The organism is Paraglaciecola arctica (genome assembly GCF_018861065.1).
Classification (GTDB): domain Bacteria; phylum Pseudomonadota; class Gammaproteobacteria; order Enterobacterales; family Alteromonadaceae; genus Paraglaciecola; species Paraglaciecola arctica_B.
Genome location: NZ_JAHKQO010000036.1, coordinates 209,836 through 234,225 on the forward strand (window position 1 = coordinate 209,836; position 24,390 = coordinate 234,225).

At 41.6% G+C, this 24,390-nt stretch carries 18 protein-coding genes; 9 read left to right on the forward strand and 9 right to left on the reverse strand.

Annotated elements, in window-relative coordinates; translation table 11 throughout:
* Nucleotides 1-39: 39 nt before the first annotated feature.
* The 7 genes from KO534_RS14205 to KO534_RS14235 all read right to left on the reverse strand — a co-directional run bounded on the left by KO534_RS14205 (nucleotide 40) and on the right by KO534_RS14235 (nucleotide 9,752).
* A complete protein-coding gene (locus tag KO534_RS14205; protein ID WP_215930325.1) occupies nucleotides 40-3,507 on the reverse strand; it encodes a hypothetical protein in 3,468 nt (1,155 codons plus the stop codon).
* Between the two features lie 95 nt (nucleotides 3,508-3,602).
* Nucleotides 3,603-5,321: a single-stranded-DNA-specific exonuclease RecJ gene (recJ, locus tag KO534_RS14210; RefSeq protein ID WP_215930326.1), complete on the reverse strand. Its 1,719-nt coding sequence runs from the start codon at nucleotides 5,319-5,321 to the stop codon at nucleotides 3,603-3,605.
* Between the two features lie 93 nt (nucleotides 5,322-5,414).
* Entirely contained in the window at nucleotides 5,415-6,146 is a 732-nt protein-coding gene (dsbC, locus tag KO534_RS14215) for a bifunctional protein-disulfide isomerase/oxidoreductase DsbC (protein WP_215930327.1), read from the reverse strand.
* A gap of 158 nt (nucleotides 6,147-6,304) precedes the next feature.
* The gene (gene xerD / locus KO534_RS14220; RefSeq protein WP_215930328.1) at nucleotides 6,305-7,219 is read right to left on the reverse strand and encodes a site-specific tyrosine recombinase XerD; all 915 of its coding nucleotides are present in this window, start codon (nucleotides 7,217-7,219) and stop codon (nucleotides 6,305-6,307) included.
* 35 nt (nucleotides 7,220-7,254) lie between these two features.
* The gene (locus tag KO534_RS14225) at nucleotides 7,255-7,578 is read right to left on the reverse strand and encodes a putative signal transducing protein (RefSeq protein ID WP_215930329.1); all 324 of its coding nucleotides are present in this window, start codon (nucleotides 7,576-7,578) and stop codon (nucleotides 7,255-7,257) included.
* Nucleotides 7,579-7,586: 8 nt separating this feature from the next.
* Entirely contained in the window at nucleotides 7,587-8,699 is a 1,113-nt protein-coding gene (locus tag KO534_RS14230) for a PilT/PilU family type 4a pilus ATPase (RefSeq protein ID WP_215930330.1), read from the reverse strand.
* 9 nt (nucleotides 8,700-8,708) lie between these two features.
* On the reverse strand, nucleotides 8,709-9,752 hold the full coding sequence (locus KO534_RS14235; RefSeq protein WP_215930331.1) for a type IV pilus twitching motility protein PilT: 1,044 nt from the start codon (nucleotides 9,750-9,752) through the stop codon (nucleotides 8,709-8,711).
* Nucleotides 9,753-9,781: 29 nt separating this feature from the next.
* Between KO534_RS14235 and KO534_RS14240 the strand changes: the two genes are divergently transcribed.
* From KO534_RS14240 to KO534_RS14265, 6 genes are all read left to right on the forward strand, one after another.
* Nucleotides 9,782-10,468 carry a YggS family pyridoxal phosphate-dependent enzyme gene (locus KO534_RS14240; RefSeq protein WP_215930332.1) on the forward strand — a complete coding sequence of 229 codons (687 nt, stop codon included), beginning with the start codon at nucleotides 9,782-9,784 and terminating at the stop codon, nucleotides 10,466-10,468.
* Between the two features lie 17 nt (nucleotides 10,469-10,485).
* The gene (proC, locus tag KO534_RS14245; RefSeq protein ID WP_215930333.1) at nucleotides 10,486-11,304 is read left to right on the forward strand and encodes a pyrroline-5-carboxylate reductase; all 819 of its coding nucleotides are present in this window, start codon (nucleotides 10,486-10,488) and stop codon (nucleotides 11,302-11,304) included.
* A 46-nt stretch (nucleotides 11,305-11,350) separates the two neighbouring features.
* Complete coding sequence (locus tag KO534_RS14250) at nucleotides 11,351-11,893, forward strand: YggT family protein (RefSeq protein ID WP_215930334.1); 543 nt, start codon at nucleotides 11,351-11,353, stop codon at nucleotides 11,891-11,893.
* A 1-nt stretch (nucleotide 11,894) separates the two neighbouring features.
* Nucleotides 11,895-12,332, forward strand: a complete 438-nt coding sequence (locus tag KO534_RS14255; protein ID WP_215930335.1) for a DUF4426 domain-containing protein — start codon at nucleotides 11,895-11,897, stop codon at nucleotides 12,330-12,332.
* A 92-nt stretch (nucleotides 12,333-12,424) separates the two neighbouring features.
* Nucleotides 12,425-13,720, forward strand: coding sequence for an ABC transporter substrate-binding protein (locus tag KO534_RS14260; RefSeq protein WP_215930336.1), 1,296 nt, complete (start codon nucleotides 12,425-12,427; stop codon nucleotides 13,718-13,720).
* Between the two features lie 17 nt (nucleotides 13,721-13,737).
* Complete coding sequence (locus tag KO534_RS14265) at nucleotides 13,738-16,476, forward strand: ATP-binding protein (RefSeq protein WP_215930337.1); 2,739 nt, start codon at nucleotides 13,738-13,740, stop codon at nucleotides 16,474-16,476.
* A gap of 83 nt (nucleotides 16,477-16,559) precedes the next feature.
* On the opposite strand, the gene KO534_RS14270 is transcribed toward KO534_RS14265, so the two are convergent.
* Entirely contained in the window at nucleotides 16,560-17,960 is a 1,401-nt protein-coding gene (locus KO534_RS14270; protein WP_215930338.1) for a sugar porter family MFS transporter, read from the reverse strand.
* A gap of 467 nt (nucleotides 17,961-18,427) precedes the next feature.
* Between KO534_RS14270 and KO534_RS14275 the strand changes: the two genes are divergently transcribed.
* The 3 genes from KO534_RS14275 to KO534_RS14285 all read left to right on the forward strand — a co-directional run bounded on the left by KO534_RS14275 (nucleotide 18,428) and on the right by KO534_RS14285 (nucleotide 21,613).
* Complete coding sequence (locus KO534_RS14275; RefSeq protein WP_215930339.1) at nucleotides 18,428-19,552, forward strand: phosphoserine transaminase; 1,125 nt, start codon at nucleotides 18,428-18,430, stop codon at nucleotides 19,550-19,552.
* 46 nt (nucleotides 19,553-19,598) lie between these two features.
* Nucleotides 19,599-20,771 (forward strand): phosphoglycerate dehydrogenase, encoded by a 1,173-nt coding sequence (locus KO534_RS14280; protein WP_215930340.1) that lies wholly within the window; start codon nucleotides 19,599-19,601, stop codon nucleotides 20,769-20,771.
* 452 nt (nucleotides 20,772-21,223) lie between these two features.
* Complete coding sequence (locus tag KO534_RS14285; RefSeq protein WP_436836590.1) at nucleotides 21,224-21,613, forward strand: hypothetical protein; 390 nt, start codon at nucleotides 21,224-21,226, stop codon at nucleotides 21,611-21,613.
* A gap of 230 nt (nucleotides 21,614-21,843) precedes the next feature.
* Here the strand turns inward: KO534_RS14285 and KO534_RS14290 are convergent, their stop codons facing one another.
* Complete coding sequence (locus tag KO534_RS14290; RefSeq protein WP_215930341.1) at nucleotides 21,844-24,294, reverse strand: outer membrane protein assembly factor BamB family protein; 2,451 nt, start codon at nucleotides 24,292-24,294, stop codon at nucleotides 21,844-21,846.
* Nucleotides 24,295-24,390 lie beyond the last annotated feature (96 nt).

The following is a 24,390-nucleotide window of genomic DNA, read 5'->3' on the forward strand; positions in this document are numbered from 1 at the left end:
ACTAAAGAAGGTTAACACCTAGAATACTTGATTCGACAGTTAATTCGAAGGTTCGCTAGTTTGAGAAACCACTTTTGCCTTTAAACCAAGTACTTTTTCATCATCTATCGACATACGGCTCGTCACGTCTAGGACTAAATTAGAAGTCATATTAGTTATCCCATTTGGATTCGTTACAGCAGCCTCGTAACTGAATTCAAGATCTTGCGGATAAAAATGCACTTCTAGATCGGTATCACTAAACGGCCTGGCTTGGGGCAGCAGTTGTGCACCATCACGGTTGTCTCGAGCCATGTAAAGTAATTTGTTGTCGGAACAGTAGCCACTGTTGCTCACACGTATCCGTTCAATTGGCATGACACTAGGCAATTCAAACTGTTCCGCGAGTTTACAATCTTCTAAATCTAGTGTTGCGTAGGTCTCTTCACACTGTTTGCTCTCGTAGCGTGATTCAGCTTGTTTTAATTTGCGCTCGGCGGGTTTACAGGTGTTCTTGGGTTTTGAAGGTTTTCGTGGTTTTTTACCCATTCCCATGGCTTCTGACATAGCCGTTTGTAAGTACGCCGAGGTTTGCTGCATGCAAGCTTGGTAGGTTTTCATATCCGTATCTGCTCCCATGGTACCGCAAGTTTCCACAATACATTTTTGCATATCCTGAGCGATAGTTGCCATGTTTAAGGGTTGTGCTAGGGTGCATTTAGGCTCAACTGTTGGCTCGGTCTCCACAACCGTTTCTTCAGCAAGCCCACAACTATTGGCTTGCGCCCGTTCAAGTTCAGATCTCGCCTTCTTAATGTCTTGTGCATAGCCGTCACAACGATCGACTTGGCTCTGGGCATTTCGATTATGGGATTCACATTGCCTGACTCTCTGCTTAGCTGCATTTTTAGCCATATTGATATTACGCACTGGCGCATCTTTAGGCATTTCAGGAATGAAACAACGGTTTCCAAACTTAAGGGTGTCAGATTGGTATTTAAGCTCAAGTGGGATCGTAAACTGCGAAGGCAACTGTTGCGCTAATTGTAATAGCCAGTCTTTGTAGTCGATTCGTAAAGCTGCTAATTCGGCATAACTCGGCGCCCTGCGTTCAACATTAAAAAATCTCCCCGCGTAGGGGTTCTCGGAATATTTCTCATAACTCCAGCGCGCACTCAACATGGCGTCTAAGGTACGGTCAGTTAACTTTTCGGGGGCGAATTTGACTAACAAGATATCTTCAACAAAAGGATTAAGCTGCGCTGGCGAATTAAACTGATGAATTGCTGGAGGCTGCAATGCCTTAATTTGTGTATAGCTGGCTGCTCCCTGCATTTGTTCTGCGCTTTCGCTCCACCAAATATTGTCGTCTTTATCGATAATAGAAACTTTGTTAACTTTTGCTTCTAATAAAACATCTACAAATTCTTTGGTTTGTCCCCGCGTTGTTTCTACATGATTATGGGTTCGTAACTTGGGTGTTTGTAGTTCAATCACCACTCTCCACCCTGGATGTGCGCTGGCTCTTACCAATGCAACCGCTTGTTCAGATGTCAACGATGACACATCTAAACTCGAAGGAATATTAATCTGTTTATTTAACCCTAAATATTGGAGTCTTTGTGTATACGCCAAACTCAACACATTGCCCCAGTGAATGGCACAGTCCTGTGATTTACGTTTATTATTGTTAAAGCAACCTCCTTTGGGATTGTTAGCCAAATCACCGACTTCGGACTCGGAATTACGTAAGTAGTATAGGACATTATTGCCTATGAATTCTGGCGCTAAATCAGTCGTTGTAACTGGATGCATACTAGACCTTTTATTAAATTCAAAGGTTTGTGTATCTTGTTGATAACGTAAATCTTTCAATTGTATAGTGAGGGTTAAATGCTCTATTTTTTGGGAGTTTGCTAAGTCCATGGCAAATTCTTGAATGAGCGACTTGTCCTCTCCTTCAGCAACTAAATGCATGGCTTCTTGGCTGACTTGCAAATGACCTGGCCTAAAAACGGTGGCCAGATTTAGCCCCCAAGGTACGCTTGGCAGAATCTCAGGCCAAACAGGCTGAGAATCTTTTATTTCTCCGTAGCCAAGGATATAGTCGTAAAAAGCTTGTAGTTGTTGGGCGTTCATTTGCTGTTTATCTTGCCAACTAAATACCGATAGATTTGCGCGGTCTTCAGCTTGTTTGACTTGAGACACTAAATCTTTCTTAGTCGGGCTACTCGATAGTGACGCTGCATTTTCTTTGGCGCGCTCAATGTTATCTTTACGTCTTATATGATCTTGCCAAAATTTACGCTCGGTAACCGGTACATTGCGCCACATGGTCTCGAAATAGTGCTCTTTAAGGTCATTATTTTGCAGAAACATCAAAGGAATAATACGCCCATCTAAGGTTTTAGTATTTTTAACAGTTTGATATTTTGGTTTAGATACAACGCCATCTAATGTGTCTTGTTTTTGTGCATAGTTTTCTAGGGGTAAACTCGTTTCGGCAATTTTTTGTGTTAACTGCAAATCCGAGAATATTTCTATTTTCGGGCTCGCGAACTTGTACGCCCACTCACCAGAGTTGAAGTGTTGTCTTTGAGATTTCAAAGCAAATGGAAAAAAGTCTAATTTAACAACAGCATAGAGTTGTCTGTTTTTTCCACCTGTTACTAAGTCTTTGGCTTGCTGACGCCCCATCGCTAAAGTGACTTGATAACTTCTAGGATATTGGGTTCTATTAAATTCTTCTGCTGTGCCTTGGGGTGCGTACCTTGCCGAATGTTGAAGTTTCCTCGACTGAAAAGCCAGCCGCTGCAAACCACTTTCACTGTAAGCTTTAGTGTCATTGAATGGTGAAAAGAAGTTGGATGGCAAATTATAACGAAAAGAGAAACTCTCCTCGTTAAATTGGTAATTGCCTAAATTAACTTTAGTCACTAACCAAGCTTGTTTAATGGTACTGACATTTTTACGATAATTAACAAAGTTCTGATAGTGCGCATTCATCAAACTATCTGTTATATCCCTCACCTCAAACTCATCGGGACGTCGATATTGCGCACCTCGGTTAGTAGTATCTTTCACCATAATGTTTTCGACACTTTTGGCCGCACAAGGTGAGTCCATATTTTTGCAAAAAGTATCCTGATGGGTTTTAGGGCGCATCGAAAACGCCATCATTTCTATATGTTGTGACCAGAATTGGGTTTGTTGGTTGTGTTCAATAAAGGTATCTTGGCATTGCTCGACCCGAACCTTATAACCTTTTAAATTATTGTAACAATCAGAAAATTGCTGCATATATTGCAACTTACTACTTAATCCAATGGAATAGTTGTGCAGTTCAACTGCCTCGACTGACTCGCTACTACTGAGCTCCCCCATTCGTGGCAAACCTTTATAACTACTTAATTTGATCGGTCGATAATCGTTTGTACCTGAGGAAAGTGTGATAGTAGCATGAACCCTCAAACTGCATAAAAAGGCGCTCAACAAGAGGGGGATTACGAGGAATTTATGCGCAAACATGTTCTGTTCCTTGAAGACATATCAGATTCGTAAGGTCTAATATAATGCCAGAACAGAACAAAAAACACACAACTAAATCATATTTTTAATATTATTTATAGAGCGCTCATGCCTTCCACCAGTAACTGTAAGCTAGTTCTGCCGCGAAATTCGTTAATATTTAATTTGTAGGCTAGATTCACATGAGAACATTGTGCGTTGGGCCACAGCCCTAAATCGATATTAAAGGCAATGGCGTCAATTAACACTCCACTTTCATGTTTCACCATAATCTTGAGATGTTTACTGCCTACTATACGTTGCTCCACTAATTGAAACTCTCCATCAAAAAGAGGTTCCGGGAAACCTTGCCCCCAAGGGCCTGCGTCTTGCAAACACTGGGCAAATGCCACTGTGAAGTCTTCGCCTCGTAACTCTCCGTCAGAAATCAACTCACCTGCTAAAGGTTTATCTTTAAGGTTCTCTTCGGCTATTTGCTGAAAAACCTGTTCAAAGGCGGTTAAATTTTTTAACGGCAAACTCAGCCCAGCAGCCATCGCGTGTCCACCAAATTTATCAATCACATCAGGGTAACGATTGTTTATTTCTTCCAACAAATCGCGAATATGTAAGCCTGGAATTGATCGAGCTGAGCCTTTTAAGGTGTCGTCATCTTGGTGAGCAAAAGCGATAGTTGGACGAAAATATTTATCTTTGATACGCCCCGCTAAAATCCCTATCACGCCTTGATGATAATCGGCTTGGTACAACACAATGCCATAGGGCAATTTATTGGCTTGAATATTTAGGTTTTCTAAGGCATTTACAGCTTCCTGCTGCATCGAACCTTCTATTTCACGCCTTTCTTTATTCAAACTATCAAGTTGCACAGCGATTTGCCTAGCGCGCGCTGGGTCGTCTGTAATCAGACATTCAATGCCCAATGACATGTCATCTAATCTACCTGCTGCATTTAAGCGCGGTCCCACTACGAAACCCAAATCAGAGGCGACCAAGCGACTTTTGTCTCTGCCTGCCACATCTATTATTGCTTGAATGCCTGGGCGGCATTTATCGCTTCTGATCCGTTGTACACCTTGATGTACTAAGATTCTATTGTTTTCATCTAACGGCACCACATCAGCGACTGTACCTAAAGCCACCACATCCAACAAATCCGCCAAGTTAGGGACAGGTAAACCCTGCTGTTCAAACCAACCATTGTTTTTAAGTTGAGCACGTAGTGCCAACATTAAATAAAAAGCCACTCCCACACCCGCCAAGTTTTTTGACAAAAAGTGGCATCCTGGTTGGTTGGGATTCACTATTGCATCGGCAATAGGTAATGTCTCTGCTGCTAAATGATGGTCGGTCACTATGACAGTGATCCCCAAGGATTTAGCTTTTTCCACTCCTGCAAAACAAGCAATACCATTGTCTACTGTCATGATCACTTGCGCATTTTGCTGCGCCGCTACTTCGACTATTTCCGGGCTTAATCCATAACCAAAATCAAAACGATTCGGAACCAGATAATCGTGATTGTTGGAGCCCATCAATCGAAGCGCCATAATGCTTAACGCAGTACTAGTAGCACCATCAGCATCAAAATCCCCAACAATAATAATTTTTTTGTTGTTAGCGATCGCATCTACCAAAAGGGAAACAGCTTTATCGACACCTTGCAACTGCTGGTAATGTAATAGTGCTTTTGCGCTGCGATTAAGTTGTTCTGCACTCTCTACGCCTCTATCGGCATATATTTGTTTTAATCTAGGATGCAACTGTTGGGGAAGATGTTGGCTGTCTTTTGTGGGTCTGCGACTGATTTGCACTTAACTATTTACCCTTTGGGAAATGAAAATAAAAAAGCCTGTATTAGATGCGAATTATCCAAATACAGGCTAATGAAGGGTTTTCTAAATAAATTATAAAAGCGCTTTCAATGCTTGTTCAAGTTGTTTGGGTGGTTGATATCCAGGAATCACTGAACCATTAGGCATGATGATATTAGGTGTGCCGTTTACCCCTATTTTTTGGCCAAAAGCGTACTCTTCTGCCACTTGTGTCTGACAGTTTTTAGAAGGTACTGAGCCCCCCGCTTTAGCATTATCCATGGCTTCCTGTTTGTTATCTGCACACCAAACTGAAACCATATCGGAATAAGTGCGACTCTTTAAGCCACCTCTAGGAAAAGCTAAGTACCGCACAGTAATACCAAGTTCATTGTACTGATCCATTTCATTGTGCAACTTACGACAATAACCACAGGTGATATCGGTGAAAATATTAACGACATATTTTTCGTTATCCGCTTTATATTCAATCACTCCATCTTTAAACTTTTTTAAACCGTCTAAACGCATACTACCTAAGGTATCTTCAGTGACGTTACGCATACCTTCATCAATATTGTAAATACTGGCGCGGAATAAATATTTACCATCTTGGCTAGCGTAAAATAAACCTTTCTCTGTTATCACTTGCAATATTCCAGGTACTGGTGCATCACCGATCGCACTAATATACATACCTAGACCCGCCTGCAGCTTGGCTTTTACTTGGTCATAGTTATCTGTTTCAACTGAAGCAGATAGGTTAAAACTAAGGATTAACAAGAATCCATTCAAAACAGTGCTTATTTTTGTCCACTTTTTCATAGTGTTTTCCAATTAATTACGATTCTAATATGACCCTAAATCTGGGAAATAATTTCAAATATATATCGAGGTTAGTTTATCTGAATCAAAAACGGAAACCAATGGCCTTTAAGGATGTATACCCACACCATAGGTTTATTATTGCATTTATTAACACGTTACCCTCTTGGATGATGTTCTGCCACCAATTTTTGTAGTCGTTCAGTGGCTACATGGGTGTATATTTGGGTAGTAGACAAGTCACTGTGTCCTAACAACATTTGCACCACACGTAAGTCCGCCCCATGATTAAGTAGGTGCGTTGCAAATGCGTGGCGCAAAGTATGCGGCGACAATTCAGTTTGAATATTAGCCATTTGGCTATAGATCTTAATACGATACCAGAATGTTTGCCGAGTCATCGCCACTCCACGTTTACTGGGAAAAACTATATCACTCTCAGATTTAAGTATTGCCCCACGACCTTGTTTAAGAAATCTTGCCACCCAATCAATAGCCTCTTCGCCTAAGGGCACTAATCTTTCTTTATTTCCCTTACCGGTAACTCTCACTACGCCTTGCTGAATACTCAATTGATCTAATCGCAGACTGATTAATTCTGTCACCCGCAAACCTGTTGCATACAGAACCTCCAACATCGCTTTATCACGTAATTGAATCGGGTCTTCTGTATTAGGGGCATTGAGTAGGTCAATAACTTCAGATTCGGTCAATGTTTTAGGTAGAGACTGCGGCAGTTTGGGGTTTTGCAGCAAACTAAGCGGGTCATCACTGCGAATTTTTTGCCGCAACATATATTGGCACAAACTACGTAAACTACTTAAAAAGCGTGATGTACTGCGCTCCGATAATCCAGCGTCATATCGTGTAGCCAAATATTGATGAAGGTCGTCTTGGCTAAAATCACGCAACAACACCGACCGTTTTTCGTCTTTTTGCAGAGCTAGATAACCTGCAAACTTGGATAAATCTGAACGATAGGCACTTAGGGTGTTTTCACTCAATCCTTTTTCTAACCACATAGCCTCAACAAATTCTTCAATTTGGCTAAGGTTGCTATTTTTTAGCGTCATAGACCTTTGCTTTAGTAAAACTTATTGGATGAAGTCTACGAGGCATTTTCTGTCCCGCATTGCCAACACAACTCAAAATTAGCCAAGTTGGTTTCGTGACATTTAACACAAACCCAAGGCGTTTGATTTGAAGATTGGGACTCGAATTCTTGTACAAACTGTTTTACAAAAAGCCGTGCTTTAGGCAACCATTGGGGATCGCTAATCCAGACTTCGGGCAATACATCCATGGGAGACAATTCTCCCATGGCACCTATAGCAAATTCGTTTTTTACAAAACACGGTATACCCTTGCCATCTAACAATTGTTTGACTTGAAAAACCATAAACCTGTCAAAGTGACTAAAAACTTTTTCCAAAACAGTGGTTAATCCATATCAATCGAAACATTAGACAAGGAACCTAGTTGATTACCCTCATCAGAGTCTAATTTGATCATCAAACGTAGATCATTAGGCGAATCAGCATGATGAATAGCATGTTCCAATGTGACTTTTCCTGCTTTGTACAAATCATATAAAGCCATGTCAAAACTCTGCATACCGATTTCTTTACCTTTTTTCATCGCCTCTTTTAACCCACCAATTTCGTTTCTTTGGATAAGATCTGTTACTAAAGGCGAATTAAGCAAAATTTCAATCGCAGCGACTCGCCCTGAGCCATCTGGAGTAGGCACCAATTGCTGAGCAACTATGGCTCGCATATTCAAACTTAAATCAAATCGTAATTTTTCATGTTGATCAGGGGGAGCTAAATGCATGATACGTTCAATGGCTTGGTTGGCATTGTTAGCATGTAAGGTCGCCACACATAAATGTCCAGTATCGGCAAAAGACATAGCGTATTCCATGGTCTCCATAGAACGAATTTCCCCAATTAAAATCACGTCAGGAGCCTGGCGCAATGAACTTTTTAATGCGTCATCGAAAGACTTAGTATCTATACCCACTTCTCTTTGGGTCACCACACAGTTTCCATGTTCATGTACAAATTCTATTGGATCTTCAATGGTTAAAATATGCCCTTTCGAATTTTGATTTCGATGTCCCATCAAAGCTGCCAACGACGTTGATTTACCTGTACCTGTCGCGCCGACAAATAACAGTAATCCTCGTTTTGACATAATCACATCTTTTAATATTTCAGGTAATCCTAGCTCTGCGACTTGGGGAATTTGCGTCACAATTCGTCTGACAACCATACCGGCCATATCTCGCTGCCAAAAGGCGCTACAACGAAATCGCCCTATTCCCTCGCGCGCTATTGCAAAGTTGCACTCCTTACTTTGTTCAAATTCATCTCTTTGTTTATCACTCATTGCGTCATGCACTAACGCTAACGCATCTTCTTCTGTGAGACTACTGCCACCAATGGGGGTCATCTGACCGTTCACTTTAGCACTAACAGGAAAACCAACAGTGACAAACAAATCCGATGCGCCCAAATCTTCCATCTCTTCCAAGTAAGGGGTGAGTTCCATAATAAATTCCTAAAAACTAGAGGTCGGTTTTTTGTCGGTTGACTTAGCAGCTGCGTCTTGTGCGGTAATTAACCCCTGAGCCACTAACCTTTGCAGGCATTGATCCATAGTCTGCATTCCATGAGCTTGACCCGTTTGTATTACCGAATACATTTGCGGTACCTTATCCTCTCGAATAAGATTTCGGATCGCTGGGATACCTAACATAATTTCATGTGCAGCGACCCTTCCCCCGCCCACTTTCTTCAACAAGGTTTGAGAAATAACCGCACGTAAGGATTCAGATAACATTGAACGTATCATGGATTTTTCAGCCGCAGGAAATACATCAATTAACCTATCAATGGTTTTAGGCGCCGAGTTGGTGTGTAAGGTGCCAAATACTAAGTGCCCTGTTTCAGCGGCCGAGATAGCTAAGCGGATAGTTTCTAAGTCACGTAACTCACCCACCAAAATAATATCAGGATCTTCACGCAATGCTGAACGAAGTGCATTATTGAAACTATGGGTATCCCTATGTACTTCACGCTGATTGAGCACACAAAGTTTGTTTTCATGGACAAATTCGATGGGGTCTTCGATGGTTAAAATATGCTCACGCTTTGTCGAATTTATATGGTCAATCATCGCAGCTAGGGTGGTACTTTTACCGGAACCCGTTGCGCCTGTGACTAACACAATACCAGTAGGCTGATTGATAATATCTTTGAATATTTGTGGTGCACCTAGATCGTCTAGACTTAGGATGTCACTTGGAATGGTTCTCAACACTGCAGCCGCACCGCGATTTTGCACAAAAGCATTCACCCTGAAACGAGATAAATCTTTTACTTCAAATGAAAAATCAGTTTCAAGGTTTTCTTCGTATTCCTTACGCTGCTGATCGTTCATAATTTCGAATATCAAAGCATGTACTTCTTTATGGTCGAGAGCAGGTATGTTTAATTTTCGCATTTCTCCGTCAACCCTTATAATTGGGGGTAAACCAGCAGAAAGGTGTAAATCAGAGGCTTTATTTTTAACACTAAAGGCTAAAAGTTCGGTAATATCCAAGCAATATTCTCCGTATATCAAGTTGCAATATGGAAACCATAGCAGAACGACTCAAAAGCGTACAAAATACTGTCGAGCAATCTACCTTAGATGCCCATCGTCCATCAAATTCGGTAAAATTGCTAGCGGTGAGTAAAACCAAACCCGTATCTAATATTGTGCAAGCGTATGAAGCGGGACAATATTGCTTTGGTGAAAACTATGTGCAAGAAGGGGTAGAGAAAATCCAAAATTTACGGGCACTTAACAAAATTGAGTGGCATTTTATTGGCCCAATGCAATCAAATAAAACCCGTTTAGTGGCGGAACATTTTGACTGGGTGCAAACAATCGACAGACTCAAAATAGCACAACGACTTAATGACCAAACCCTCTCATTGAAAAAACTAAATGTTTGTATCCAGGTAAATATTGACAATGAGGACAATAAAGCAGGGATACAACCAGAGCAACTCAATGAACTAGCCCAAGCTATTTCAGAACTGCCTAACCTTAGATTGCGCGGCCTAATGACCATACCTATGGCGAATCAAACATCGGAAAAACAAGCGGCTAGCTTTGCTAAGATGAGTGCTCTTTTTAGAAATATGCAAAAACACTACCCAACTGTGGATACATTATCGATGGGTATGTCGGGAGATATGCATAACGCCATATCAAACGGTAGTACGATGGTCAGGGTAGGTACAGCAATTTTTGGTGCACGTAACCAGTAATTAACACAAGGACAACTATGCAACATAGAAAAATAGCCTTTATTGGGGCTGGTAATATGACAAGAAGTATTATCAGTGGCTTAGTCAATAATGCTTACCCTGCACAATTAATAACAGCTAGTAACCCATCTCTCGGTAAGCTAACTGCGCTTCAATCTGACTTTGGGATTAACATCACCCAGCAAAACTCGGAAGCCGCAGAAGCAGCTGAGGTAATTGTGCTCGCAGTCAAGCCACAATTGATGGAACAAGTCTGTAAAAAATTGCAGCAGCAAGATCTAAACAACAAGCTTTTTGTCTCTATTGCAGCAGGTATCACAACGAGTAGGCTACAGCAGATGCTTGGTGGAGACTTTGCATTGGTGCGAACTATGCCAAATACGCCAAGCGCTTTAGGTAAAGGTATGACAGGTTTGTTTGCAGATAACCGAGTCGAGTCATTAGATAAAACCTATGCCGCAGACTTAATGGCTCAGGTAGGTGAAATTGCATGGGTTGAGAGTGAATCAATGATAGATGGGGTTATCGCCGCAGCTGGCAGCAGTCCCGCTTACTTTTTCTTATTTTTAGAAGCCATGCAAAAAGAATCACAGCGCCAAGGATTTGATCAGCAAACTGCGCGATTAATGGTGCAACAAGCAATGTTGGGCGCTGCGGAAATGGTTTGTCACAATCCTCACATTGAATTAAGTGAGTTACGCACCCAAGTTACCTCTAAAGGAGGCACTACTGCTAAGGCCATCGAATCGTTTCAACAACAAGATTTAGAGAAAATAGTCGCCAACGCCATGCAAGCGGCCGTCACAAGAGCTGAAGAAATGGCGCAACAGTTTTAGTCGGTAAAGTTAGACATCTTAGATAAAACCGAGGAAAGTCGAGAATATGAGTTCAGTACAGTTTTTAATTGATTTTGTTTTTAACATTTATTTGATGGTGGTGTTATTGCGACTGTGGTTACAATTTGCCAGGGCCGACTTTTACAACCCTTTCAGCCAGTTTGTGGTCAAAGCCACACAACCAATTGTGGCTCCAATGCGCAGATTGATACCTGCAATTGGACGTTTAGATACCGCAACCTTAATACTAGCGTTACTGGTAGCAGGACTAAAAATTGTGGTTCTGAACTTAGTACTAGGAGGGACAGGATTAAACCTATTGTCTTTAGTCATAGTGTCATTTGTTATTGTACTAAAAGAATCACTCACCCTAGTGATGTATGTATTGATATTACGCGCCATTATGAGCTGGGTAAGCCAAGGAAGAAATCCAATGGAAATGGTACTCGCTCAACTCACTGAACCTATGCTGGCACCGATACGTCGAAGGATGCCTGATATGGGAGGATTAGATTTGTCTGTCATGGTGGTGATTGTGTTATTACTGTTTATTCAGAAGCTACTCGGTGATTTATTTGGAATTTTTTAAAATGAAAAATAACAAAAGCCTCTCGGCAATTCTTTGCTTAACTTTGGGTTTGCTTTTTTTAAACTCTGCCAACGCCGAACAAAAGCAACAACTGGGTAGCTGGGATGTGCACTATATGGCGTTAAATAGTACCTTTTTAACACCCCAAGTAGCCAAGGAATATGGCATTGTGCGTAGCAAATATAACGGACTGATAAACATTTCGGTACTAAACACCGAGGACCAATCTGCGCAATCTGTGGTATTAACAGGCCAAGCCAAAAATTTGCTTGGCGTAGTTAAAGAGTTAAAGTTTAAACAAGTAACTGAAGGCAAAGCTATCTATTACTTGGCCACATTGCCGTTTAGTGACCAAGAGCAATATCGCATATCAGTTGATATTAATAACGGGCTCGAATTAAAAACTTTAAAATTCCAACATAAATTTTATGCTGATTAAATCTCGCACTTTAGACTTATGGCTAATAGCGAATAAATCATTGATGTTTTAAAGTTAAGAGCTAATTTTAATCTTTCGAAACTTTTTGAGATATGGCCACTAACAACTTGCCTAAAAAACAGTCTATAAAAGTGAGTCGCCGCCAAGCTCTTAAGTCTATCGGTCAAGCTGTCGTGGGTGCAACCGTAATTACCCAAGCCCCTTATGTATTTGCTAAACAACGCACCCAACTCAAAGTTTTGGGTACCCATGTTACATTGCAAGCAGAGATACGTAAAAAAGCCATGGAAGACTTGGGTATAGACTTGATTTTTGAGCCTAGAGGCAGCGCTGCAGTTTTGCAAAAAGCATTGATGAACCCTAGTTCGTTTGATCTTTATGAGCAGTGGTCCAATAGCATTAAGCCGCTTTGGACAAGTCGTTCAATACAATCGATTGACAAGAAGCGACTACAATATTGGGACGAAATTAACCCCTTATGTAAAACTGGGCAAGTCGCTGCCAATGCAAGCTTTGGCGCCGGTGACGCTCCATACAAAATGTTACATGTGCAACCCGATGGAAAGTTAGGCAGCGAACATACCGAGCAAATTAGTTTTTTACCCTATGTTCACAATGTTGATTCATTTGGTTATAACACCAATGTAATTGAACCAGGGGAAGCCTATAAAACAGAAAGCTGGGGTTGGTTACTTGACCCAAGATATACAGGCAAAGTAGGTATAGTGAATGCGCCTACCATAGGTTTATTTGATTTAGTCCTTGCCACACAAGCACAAGGATTAGTTAAATTTGAAGACATTGGTAATTTAACCAAAATAGATTTAGATCGCCTTTTTGATGTGCTCATTGATTTTAAGCGCCAGAATCATTTTGGCGGTTTTTGGAATTCGGTACCTGAATCTGTAGATTATATGCGCACTAATCGTGTGGTAATTGAAAGCATGTTTTCGCCCGCGGTATCCGCATTAAACGGACAAAATATACCCGTCAGATTTGCAGCACCTAAAGAAGGTTACCGCGGTTGGCATGGGGTAATGTGTTTATCTGCCGCTTCTAAGGGAAAAAATAAGGACGCGGCCTATGACTATATGAATTGGTGGTTATCTGGCTGGCCCGGCGCCTTTGTCGCCAAACAAGGATACTATATCTCTAACCCTCAACGTTCAGCTCCATATTTGAGTTCCGCAGAATGGGACTATTGGTATCAAGGAAAAAGAGCCTCTCAAGACTTAAGAGGAACAGACAACAAAATTTCAGTGAGACAAGGTGATATACGTAACGGGGGAAGTTACATCAAACGTTTTAGTAATGTTGCTGTTTGGAATACCGCTATGCCTACCTACGATTACAGCGTGCAAAAATGGTATGAATTTATTAGCTCTTAGTCAGCTCAGGGGATCACGTGTTCAGAACCATAAAAGTCCAAATACTACTGATATTAGTTACCCTAGTATTGTTGTTGTTATCACAAGTATTTTTATCTAGAAACAGCCAATCCACTTTCGTCGACGTTCTTGATTTAACCCAACAAGCTGTAGTTAAGGTGGGTTTGGTACGAGAGCTAGAAAGAGATGTTATCGATTTACAGCGTAACGTACTCATCTATAAAGAATCTGCCAGTGGTTCCGCCATTCGCCGTTTTGACTTACTAATCGAACAAAGCCAAGACAACTTAAAACGCTTGGAAAGTCTCATTTCTAAAGAAGAAAATAATGAAGTTTTTTTCGACTATATCACTCGAATGCGTTCTCACCTATATGATTACAAGGAAAATTTTAGCAGTGTGGTGGCTGGTAGAAGCGAACAACAAACACTTTATAATTCGGGACTATCCAGTGAGCTTGAAACCTTATTTAATAGCATTAAAGATAGTCAATACCAGGCACATTCAGGCTTGGATATTCTTGAAAATGCCAAGTACCATATAGCGCGAGCAGAAATTCTTCTGCTGCAGTATTTGCAGACCCCAGACCAACAATTGGTTGAGCCATTTCAGCAAGAAATTATGCAGGCCAAATTACAGATTAATAAACAGTTAAGCATAAATGGACAGTATCAAGCGGTTATTGATAGACTTAGTCTATTAGAAAATAACTTTCTGCAATTGACTCAAATCACCCGCGGTTATTTATTTTTAGTCAACGTAGTAATGGCTGGTACAGCAAATGAATTTTTGTTTCTAGCCAGAGAGTTAGACAAACTGGTGACTGAGCAATTAGTCGCAACCAATATGGGGGTTAAACTGACCCTCGACAATACAAGCTTAAGTAGCAACCTGTTTTCGGCAATAGGTATTATTTTAGCCATTGCCACCGCATTGTTTTTAGCCTACAAAATAATGCTACCAATCAATACGATCACTAGTGTTTTCCAGCGCTTAGCCTTGGGAAAAGATGTTAAAAGTATTCCTAGCCTGCATCGCAGGGATGAAATAGGTCAACTAGCAAAAGCAGCGGACGTTTTCCGTAAAAAAAACCAACAAACTGCTACTTTGTTGCAACAATCACAATCTTTAAATGCGCAACAAGAAGCACTAAATTCTGAATTAGTGGCGTCCAAACAAAAAGTCGAACAAGCGACTGCATCTAAGAGTATGTTTTTAGCTAATATGAGCCATGAAATTCGTACACCAATGAATGGCATTATTGGAATGTTAGAGATTGTATTACGTTCAAAATTAACCGAGTCCCAAAGAGAACAACTGACTAAAGCAGCGCACTCTGGTCAAATATTAATGAGTTTAATTAACGACATTCTTGATTTTTCTAAAATTGAGGCCGGTAAGTTAGACATTGAAAGTACCGAATTTTCAGTGGAATCACTGTTTGCAAACGTATTAGCCAATATTGGTAATCGAGCTCAAGAAAAAAATCTCAATGTACGCTTTAACGCCAATCCCAATATGCCCGCAAAATTAATTGGAGACCCGTTGAGGATCAGTCAAGTTTTGCTGAATCTATGCAGTAACGCTGTTAAGTTTACTCGAAATGGGCATATTTCCATTAACGTCGATTTCCAATTACATGATGATACACAACTCGTTAGTTTGTTTATTGAAGTAACTGATAGCGGCATTGGAATGACTCAAGAACAAGTCAGTACAATATTCGATTCATTTACTCAAGCTGATGGCTCTACTAGTAGAAAATTTGGAGGTAGTGGACTAGGGCTTTCAATAGTGACCCAGCTAGTCGAATTGATGGGTGGCAGTGTCACCGTTAATTCTGAAGAGAACAAAGGCAGCACCTTCAAAGTTAACTTATTACTGAATAGGTCACAAAGCCTAGACCAAGTCATGGCAAGGCTACCCGCACAAAATGGCAAGTTATATTATTTTAGCGCAGGCCGTAAAGGGTTCTTTAACACTGAATATATCGAAAAGTCAGGATTAAACTACCACCATTTCCCGCAGAGACAGATGTCTGCGATGCTTAAAGACATAAGTTGCAACGACACGGTTTTACTCGACATTGAAGATCAAGCCGTATTTAGAAGCAACCATGAAATAATCGACAAACTTTTCAGCCAATCAATAAAGGTAGGCTTTGTTACTGACTCCCAACCCAGTAACTTACCCAAGCAATTATTAGCCACATGGCCAGCTAAGTGTTTATCACACCCTTTTACACCGCAACAAGCCAGTACCTTCTTAAAACATTTAGTAGATACTAATTTAAACGCTGAGCCTGCTGACATTATTTCCAATCATAACCATCAGACTACCCTCTCTCAATATGAGGGACACATATTATTAGTTGAAGATAATAGTATTAATCAAGCTGTTGCCAGCGAAATGCTGAAATTAATGGGCCTCACCTACGACATTGCCGAAAATGGTTACCAAGCCGTCACTAAAATAGTCAATTCGCCACAATACGATCTAGTCTTAATGGATATACAAATGCCTGTCATGGATGGTTATGAAGCAACACGTACATTAAGACAACGAGGCCACAACGATCTGATTATTTGTGGTTTATCCGCAAACGCTATGAAGCAAGATTATGCTAAAGCCAAAGAAGCTGGGATGGACGATTATATAGTCAAACCAATAAAACAACTCGTTCTAGAAGACCTAGTCGCCAAGTACTTACCCAAAAAATCCATGATAGAGAGTGACATTGTTGGCTTAGAGCAGTAAACCAATACCCACGCCTAAACCAACTTGCCACTCATTTCTTTAGAAAGCTCTGGATGAGCTCAAAACATTAATATCGGATTCGACTAACCTTGCATTTCTTCCAACTCTTTTCCTTTGGTTTCATACACAAACTTAATCACAAAGAAGATTGAAAGCGCAGCACATAAAGTATAAAAGCCGTAAGCTCCAGCCAATCCAATACTTGCGAGCATAATAGGGAAAGTCATGGTAATCGCAAAATTTGCTAGCCATTGAGCTAAACCCGCAACCGCTAGTCCTGAACCTCGGATTTGATTAGGGAACATCTCTCCCAACATGACCCACATCACAGGTCCCCATGATAAATTGAAGAAAAACACATAAGCGTTAGCTGCCACTAAGGCTAATGTACCCAGCTCACCTAGATCTAGGTTGCCATTTGTGTCTACCACCGCATTGCCAAACGCGTAAACCAATAAACCTAAAGTCACTGCCATGCCAATTGAACCAAGGGTCAAGAAGGGTTTACGGCCTACTTTATCGATTAGATACATAGTTAACACAACTGCCGCTATGCTCACCGCGCCACTGATAATATTAATAAGCAGTGCGTCACCTTCTGAAAAGCCTACTGCTTGCCATAACACTGCACCGTAGTAAAACACTACGTTGATACCCACTAGTTGCTGAAAGGTCGCTAAACCAATACCAACCCAAACAATAGTGCGTATCTTTCCGGTGGTTTTTTCTTTTAAGTCAGCTAGTTTAGGTTGCTGAATTTCAGTCGACAACGACTGTTGAATTTCAACAAGTTTTTGCTGACCAGCGACATCACCATATAATTTTCCAAGCACAACTTGCGCTTCTTCGTTTCTAGTATCTAATACTAAAAACCGTGGACTTTCGGGGATAAATATCAAAGTGACCAGAAACAGTGATGCTGGCAGCAATTCTATCCAAAACATCCATCGCCACGCCTCAAACTCCATCCAAAATGTCGCGGTAGACGCTCCAGCAAAATTAACGATCAAATAATTACTCACAAAAGCCGTGAATAACCCAATTACAATGGCAACTTGTTGAATCGACGCTAAACGACCACGTAACCTAGCGGGGGCAATTTCACTTATGTAAGCCGGAGCCATAACCGATGCAGCACCTACCGCTAAGCCTCCTAAAAACCGATATATAATGAACTCTGCTGAAGACTCAGATACCCCTGAGCCCCAAGCACTGATAATAAAAAAAACGGCTGTAGCCAATAATAAAGATTTACGCCCATATTTATCGGCTAGTCGACCTGCGGTAAACGCGCCTACAGCACAACCTAGCAACATACTAGATACATTAAAACCTGTACCTATATCTTGTGAGTTAAATGCAATCCTTAATCCATCAACCGTGCCATTTATCACACCACTATCAAAGCCAAATAAAAACCCACCGATAGTGGCAACACAGCTGATTAAAACAATAAACAGCATATTCTCGTTATTCTGCGCCAAAATTATATCCTCTTGTGCAATTAGCCCATTTTTCTGGAGGCTATGGTGAACTAATAGCGTTTTAATGTAAACGTTTGCATATTATCATGTTAATTTTTTGTGTTATTGTTTTTTGTATTCAGAGAGCTTGCTCAGGGTAACTTTCGGCCTAACTCCAACATCAACTCTATTCTAATTTTGGTCGGATATAGTGTTGTGATTGAACTAGGAAAATAGGCGTGTCGATACTGGTTATGTAGATATTAATATGACCAGCTAATATGCTAATCTCACATTAGCGAATAGTGTTTTAACAATTAACGCAGTTTATATACAGCAGATGCGACACTAGGACATTTAACATTCATATAACACAATCGATATAAATCATGACGCTTGAATATTGGTGATTAGTATCAATCACTTGTATTCTCGGTCGTTGTAATTTTTACTTATCCCATTTCACTAACTTTAACCTCGAGACAAGCATGCATCCTAACCTTAAACCTAGCAACCCTAACTTTTCATCTGGCCCATGTGCTAAAAGGCCCGGTTACGATGTCAGTAAACTGGATTTATCTGTATTGGGAAGATCTCACCGGGCAACCATTGGTAAAAAAGCCCTCAAAAGTGCCTGTGTTGATACAGCAAAAATTTTGGGATTGCCGCAAGGATATAGAGTAGCGGTGGTTCCCGCTTCCGATACTGGTGCGATGGAAATGGCTATGTGGTCAATGTTAGGTGAACGCCCAGTAGATGTAGTGTATTGGGAGTCTTTTGGGCAAGGCTGGGCTACCGACATTACTAAACAGTTAGATTTAGAAGACACTCGTATTTTAAGTGCAGACTACGGACAAATTCCCGCATTGGAAGAGGTTAACTGTGACCACGATGTAGTCTTTACCTGGAATGGCACCACTTCAGGTGTAAAAGTGCCGAATGCTGATTGGATAGATGAGAACCGCAAGGGCTTAACGTTTTGTGACGCCACTTCGGCTGTATTCGCCCAAGAAGTAGACTGGAACAAACTTGACGTGATTACCTACAGCTGGCAAAAAGTGCTGGGGGGAGAAGGTGGTCATGGCATGTTAATACTTAGCCCTCGCGCAGTAGAGCGCCTTGAGAGTTATGTGCCCCCTCGTCCATTACCTAAAATTTTTAGAATGACTAAAGGCGGTAAATTAATTGAAGATCTATTTACAGGAGCCACAATCAATACCCCTTCCATGTTGTGTGTGGTGGATTATTTAGACGCGCTAAATTGGGTTGAATCATTAGGTGGCGTAGCGGCAACTATCGCTCGTGCTAATGAAAACTTGGCCACCATTGAAGCGTTTGTAGCACAACAACCTTGGATAGAGTTTTTGGCACAAGACAGTCATATTCGTTCCAATACAAGTGTATGTTTAACCCTAGACATGTCCCCTGAGCAAGTTAAATCCGTCATCAAACTGCTTGAAGAACACCAAGTCGCCTATGACATTGGAGCCTATCGAGATGCCCCAGCTGGATTAAGAATTTGGTGCGGCGCTACCATCGAAAACAGTAATTTAGAGTCACTATTGCCTTGGCTAGAATGGGCTTACCATAGTGTCAAAAAACAAATTCTTTAAACAATTTACCTTGTAAATATACGCCGCAAAATAGATTAGGAGCAAGATGTTTAAAATTAAAACCTTCAATCAAATATCAGTCAAAGGGCTAGATCGGTTTAGCCGTGAAAAATACGAAGTGAGCTCGGATATAGGTCGCCCTGACGCGGTATTATTGCGCAGTCACAAACTACACAATGAAGTACTCGCAGATTCAGTTTTAGCGGTAGCAAGAGCTGGAGCTGGCGTAAACAATGTGCCGGTCGAAGACTACAGCAACAAAGGCATAGTGGTATTTAACACTCCCGGAGCCAATGCGAATGCGGTAAAAGAACTGGTGTTAGCCGGACTACTTTTAGGCTCTCGAGGCATTAAGTCAGGTATCGATCATGTCACTACTTTGCACGACGTCCATGATGCAACTGAATTACATAAAACCTTAGAAACACAGAAAAAGCAATTTGCTGGCAATGAACTCAAAGGAAAAACCTTAGGCATAATTGGATTAGGCGCTATTGGCTCCTTAGTTGCCGATATGGCACTGGCACTAGGTATGAATGTAGTAGGTTTCGACCCTGCATTATCTATTGAAGCGGCATGGCGTTTATCAAGCGAGGTGCAAAGGGCTGAAAACATGCATGCCCTGCTGGCTCGCTGTGATTATGTCAGCCTACATGTGCCGGCTATCAAACCAACACAGCATATGATTAATCAAGATGCACTGACTCAAGCCAAAGCTGGTATGGTTTTGGTCAATTTTGCTAGGGAATCTATAGTCGATCCACAAGCAATTGTTGAGGCACTCGATAGCGGCAAGTTAAAAGGTTACGTATGTGACTTCCCGGAACCTGTTTTTTATGGACGCAGTGATGTGATTGCCATGCCACATATCGGCGCTTCTACAGCCGAGGCTGAAGAAAACTGCGCCATCATGGCTGCGGAACAAATTATGGACTTCCTCGAAAACGGAAATATAAGAAACTCGGTTAATTTTCCAGAAGTGAGCATGTCAAGGTGTGAAGGCCAGCGTATTATTTTTGCAAATGAAAACGTGCCTAAAGTACTTGGCAGCGTGTTATCTGTTTTGGCGGACCACAATGTTAATGTACTCGATATGATGAACAAGAGTCGTGGTGATTTAGCCTACAACATACTCGACGTTGAAAAAATGGAAAATGGTCATGTGATTGATGCAATTGCAAATATTGAGCATGTCACTTCTGTTAGACTAATCAACTAAATTAAAGGGCTAGTTCAAATACGCAAACTAGCCAACTATTTCCTATTTTCCGCCCTTATTTGGATCACATACCTCGGTAATAAACAATCGGGAATAACTATTTATAAAACGCGATGAGCAAAGCCCGTTCTAAAATTTCAACCCTATCGATGACAAAGTGGCAAAAGCTACTTGCCAGCTTGCGATTTAAAGCTTATTTTGCGTGTTAACGTATGGCTTGACGATATTGTGAGAATTGCCAGAGCGCATTATCGCTCGATCGTATTTTTCTAACAGCAATTTTGTTCCAAAGAAAAAGTGCCTGCATCGCAAAGAAAACTTATTAGTCGCAATCAGTAATAAACAATATTGGTGATATTGTCCCCTTTGTTCAAACATCTCAATCTTAAAGGTAACTAGATTTGAAGCGCTACATTGTTAGGGTAACTCAATCCATAAAGCGCCAAAATACTGTGATCAAACGTAAGGCGCTCATTCCGCTAAAACTCGGTTTGTTGGCGGTTAAGCGTGGTTTGGCGCAGGAGAGCCGTGAAACAAAAGTCATGCTAATTACCTACAAACGGTTTACCCGCGGCCAAGCCAGTAAACTCGAAATGCAGCAAGCTAATCAACAATTTGTTGATGTTATTCGCGGGCTAGGTTTAGGTGTACTCGCAATTTTGCCTTTTGCACCAATCACTTTGCCTTTTGTTGTCAAATTAGGTGAAAAAATAGGAGTAAATGTATTACCCAGCGCCTTTATGAAAGATTTGCAAGAAGACGATGTAATAGAGGTACGACAACAAATAGAAGTTGTGGTAGACACTGAAAATGACACCAATGTAACTCATAACAAACAGTAAATATTGTTATCCAACAACGAGTGGGTCACCTTTATGGAATTCGAAACATCAGGTGATAGAGTAAGTTATGTTAGGTTACAGTTCAAAAGGCAACCTACTCCCCTCAAATTCAATAAAAAGGTGCGCTAAAGCCACTCTAGTGCACCTTTATTTACAGCATTATCAACAAGCATATCCGTAGCAATAACCAACATTATTTTAAGATTATTGGCTCTTTCACAACTTATTAGTTACTCAAGAGCATAGGCAATAACGTAACCACCTTTACCATCTCTTACACTTTTAGAGTCAGTGTAGTTATTAGTATCAGGGTCTCTGGGATAGGTCCAACTAGGGTTGGGAACAGTGACAATTAAATGCTGCTTACCTGTTTTTGCTGACATATAAGTCATAGGAGTAGATTGACCATTTCCGGGCAAGTCTTGCGACCACTTCTCTTCGCCACTGCGTATATCAAATGCCCGCACCGTGGCATCCATAGTTGAGCTTACGAAAGTTAAACCGCCACGAGTAGTCAGGGTGCCGGCCCTTACTGCCACACCCACGTCTATGGGTAACCCCGAACGCCAACCAAAGGGCCCCGAGTTTTTCATATCACCCAATGCACGACTCCAAAGTAACTCTTTAGTATTTAGATCCATAACAGCAATCTTTGCCCATGGTGGCTCAAAACAAGGTACCCGGGTTCCTAACTTAGACATAAAGGGTTCTGGCCAGCCGTAGAATTTAATACGCACATGGTCATAAGGATCATCGGCGTTTGGCTCGCGAGGTTTTGGCATGGGGGCCTCGGGATCCATCCTAACGGCTGGGTGATTTGGCCCCAGTAAATATTGCGCTATTGGTCCTGCCTTAGCAATTTGCTCGGGGGTGACCATATTTAAACGATGTGCCAGCATTTGCGGCGCAGCAATCAGTAAACCATTGTCGGCATCCACCGAAACACTGCCCCAATTAAAGCCTCCAAAATTCCCTGGAGCCAGCAATGTGCCCCCTATCAATAAAGGTCCATCGGCTGAAGGTGGTGTGAACATTCCCTCATAATTCATGATTTTGTATTCAAGTCTACACACCAGTTGATCAAGTGGCGTTAAACCCCACATGTCCTTTTCATGGCGAAATGGATGAAAGTTAGGTAGCGGTGAAAACGGTTGCGTAGGCGATAAAAGTTCACCATAAAGTTCACTTTGAGGCACAGGGCGCTCTTCAATTGGATGCACTGGTGTGCCATCTCGTCTATCAAGTAGAAATATATCTCCCATTTTGGTGGGTACCGCCACCGAAGGCACCATTTCACCGTCACGTTCAACATCCACTAAAACTGGTTGCGCCGGTAAGTCATAATCCCATACATCATGGTGAACCGTTTGATACTTCCAGCGAGGTGCGCCTGTCTCCCCATCTAATGCAACAATCGCAGAAGACCACTCATCATCAAACTCACGTCTAACGCCCCCCCAATAATCCGGTGACGCATTACCAGTTGGCGCATAAATTAAATCTAGTTCAGGATCATAACTCATGATACTCCAAACATTAGGCGTACCTGGTGTGTAGATTTCACCCTCTGGGGGTTCGCCATGATAACCAGGTTTGCCCACATCCCAAGCCCAAGCAAACTCGCCTGTGGTGGCATTAAAGGCACGGACTACACCAGAAGGTAATCCAAGATCTTGTGAATCAGCCACTAGTCCACCTATCACAGCGACATCGTCCGCTATAAGTGGTGGTGACGTAACATAGTACTCACCTAAGTCAAATAACCCCAAGTCCTTAGTTAAGTCTACTGAACCTGCGTCTCCAAAGTCGCTACAAACTTGGCCAGTCATGGCATTTATCGCTATCAATCGCGCATCTACCGTACCCACTAAAATACGTTTTGGGCATTGGCCGCTATAGTCTGCTTCGGCTTCATGGTAGCTGATACCGCGACAAGTTCTTGCGTACTGGTTTGAACCTGAAGGTATTGCTTGAGGGTCGTAACGCCACACTTCTTTTCCGGTATCGCTATCAATAGCCATCAGGACATTGGCCGCGCCACATAAATAAAGATGGTTATCAACTTGAAGAGGTGTCATTTTGAAATCTTGTTCTACACCAGTGCGATAACGCCAGACCTCTTTTAACTGCCCTACTGTTTCGGTGTTAATTTGATCTATTTCTGCGAAACGTGTACCACCGTCAGTATTACCATAATTGCGCCAATCGGTAATTTCTGAAGAGGCTGATACCTGTCGGTCAGTGCCAGTCCCATTTTGTTCGTAACCTTGAAAAAACGATAGCAACACTGCCACTGCCGACAAAACACCGGGAATGGCAATCCAGCGTTTATTCACCGATGCGTCGCTTTCGATTGGCTTTAACGTTGCAAGATACCAAGGGGTGATAAACCACAAACCGAGTACAACCCAAGTCGCGACTCGGGGTAATAAAGCCAGCCAATACATGTCCGATTCGTAAACTGCCCAAATCAACGTGACACCGAGTAATCCACCAAACAGCTTGTAAGCCTTCGAATTACCCTTAATCATATAAATCCCAGTGGCAACCAGCGCTACCCCTGTAAACACGTAGTAAGGACTTCCACCTAGGTAGGCCAAGTAACCACCTAGAAGGCTCAAAATCAGCCCTAACACACAAAAAATGACAATTAATGTCCAGTGGACAATTCGTGAAATCATAAAATCATTGGCTCCGTAAACCGCTACTCACCCATGTTCCCCATGAGGCAGTAGTACAGACAGTAGTTGGATGGGTAAAGTTATTCAGCATTCGAT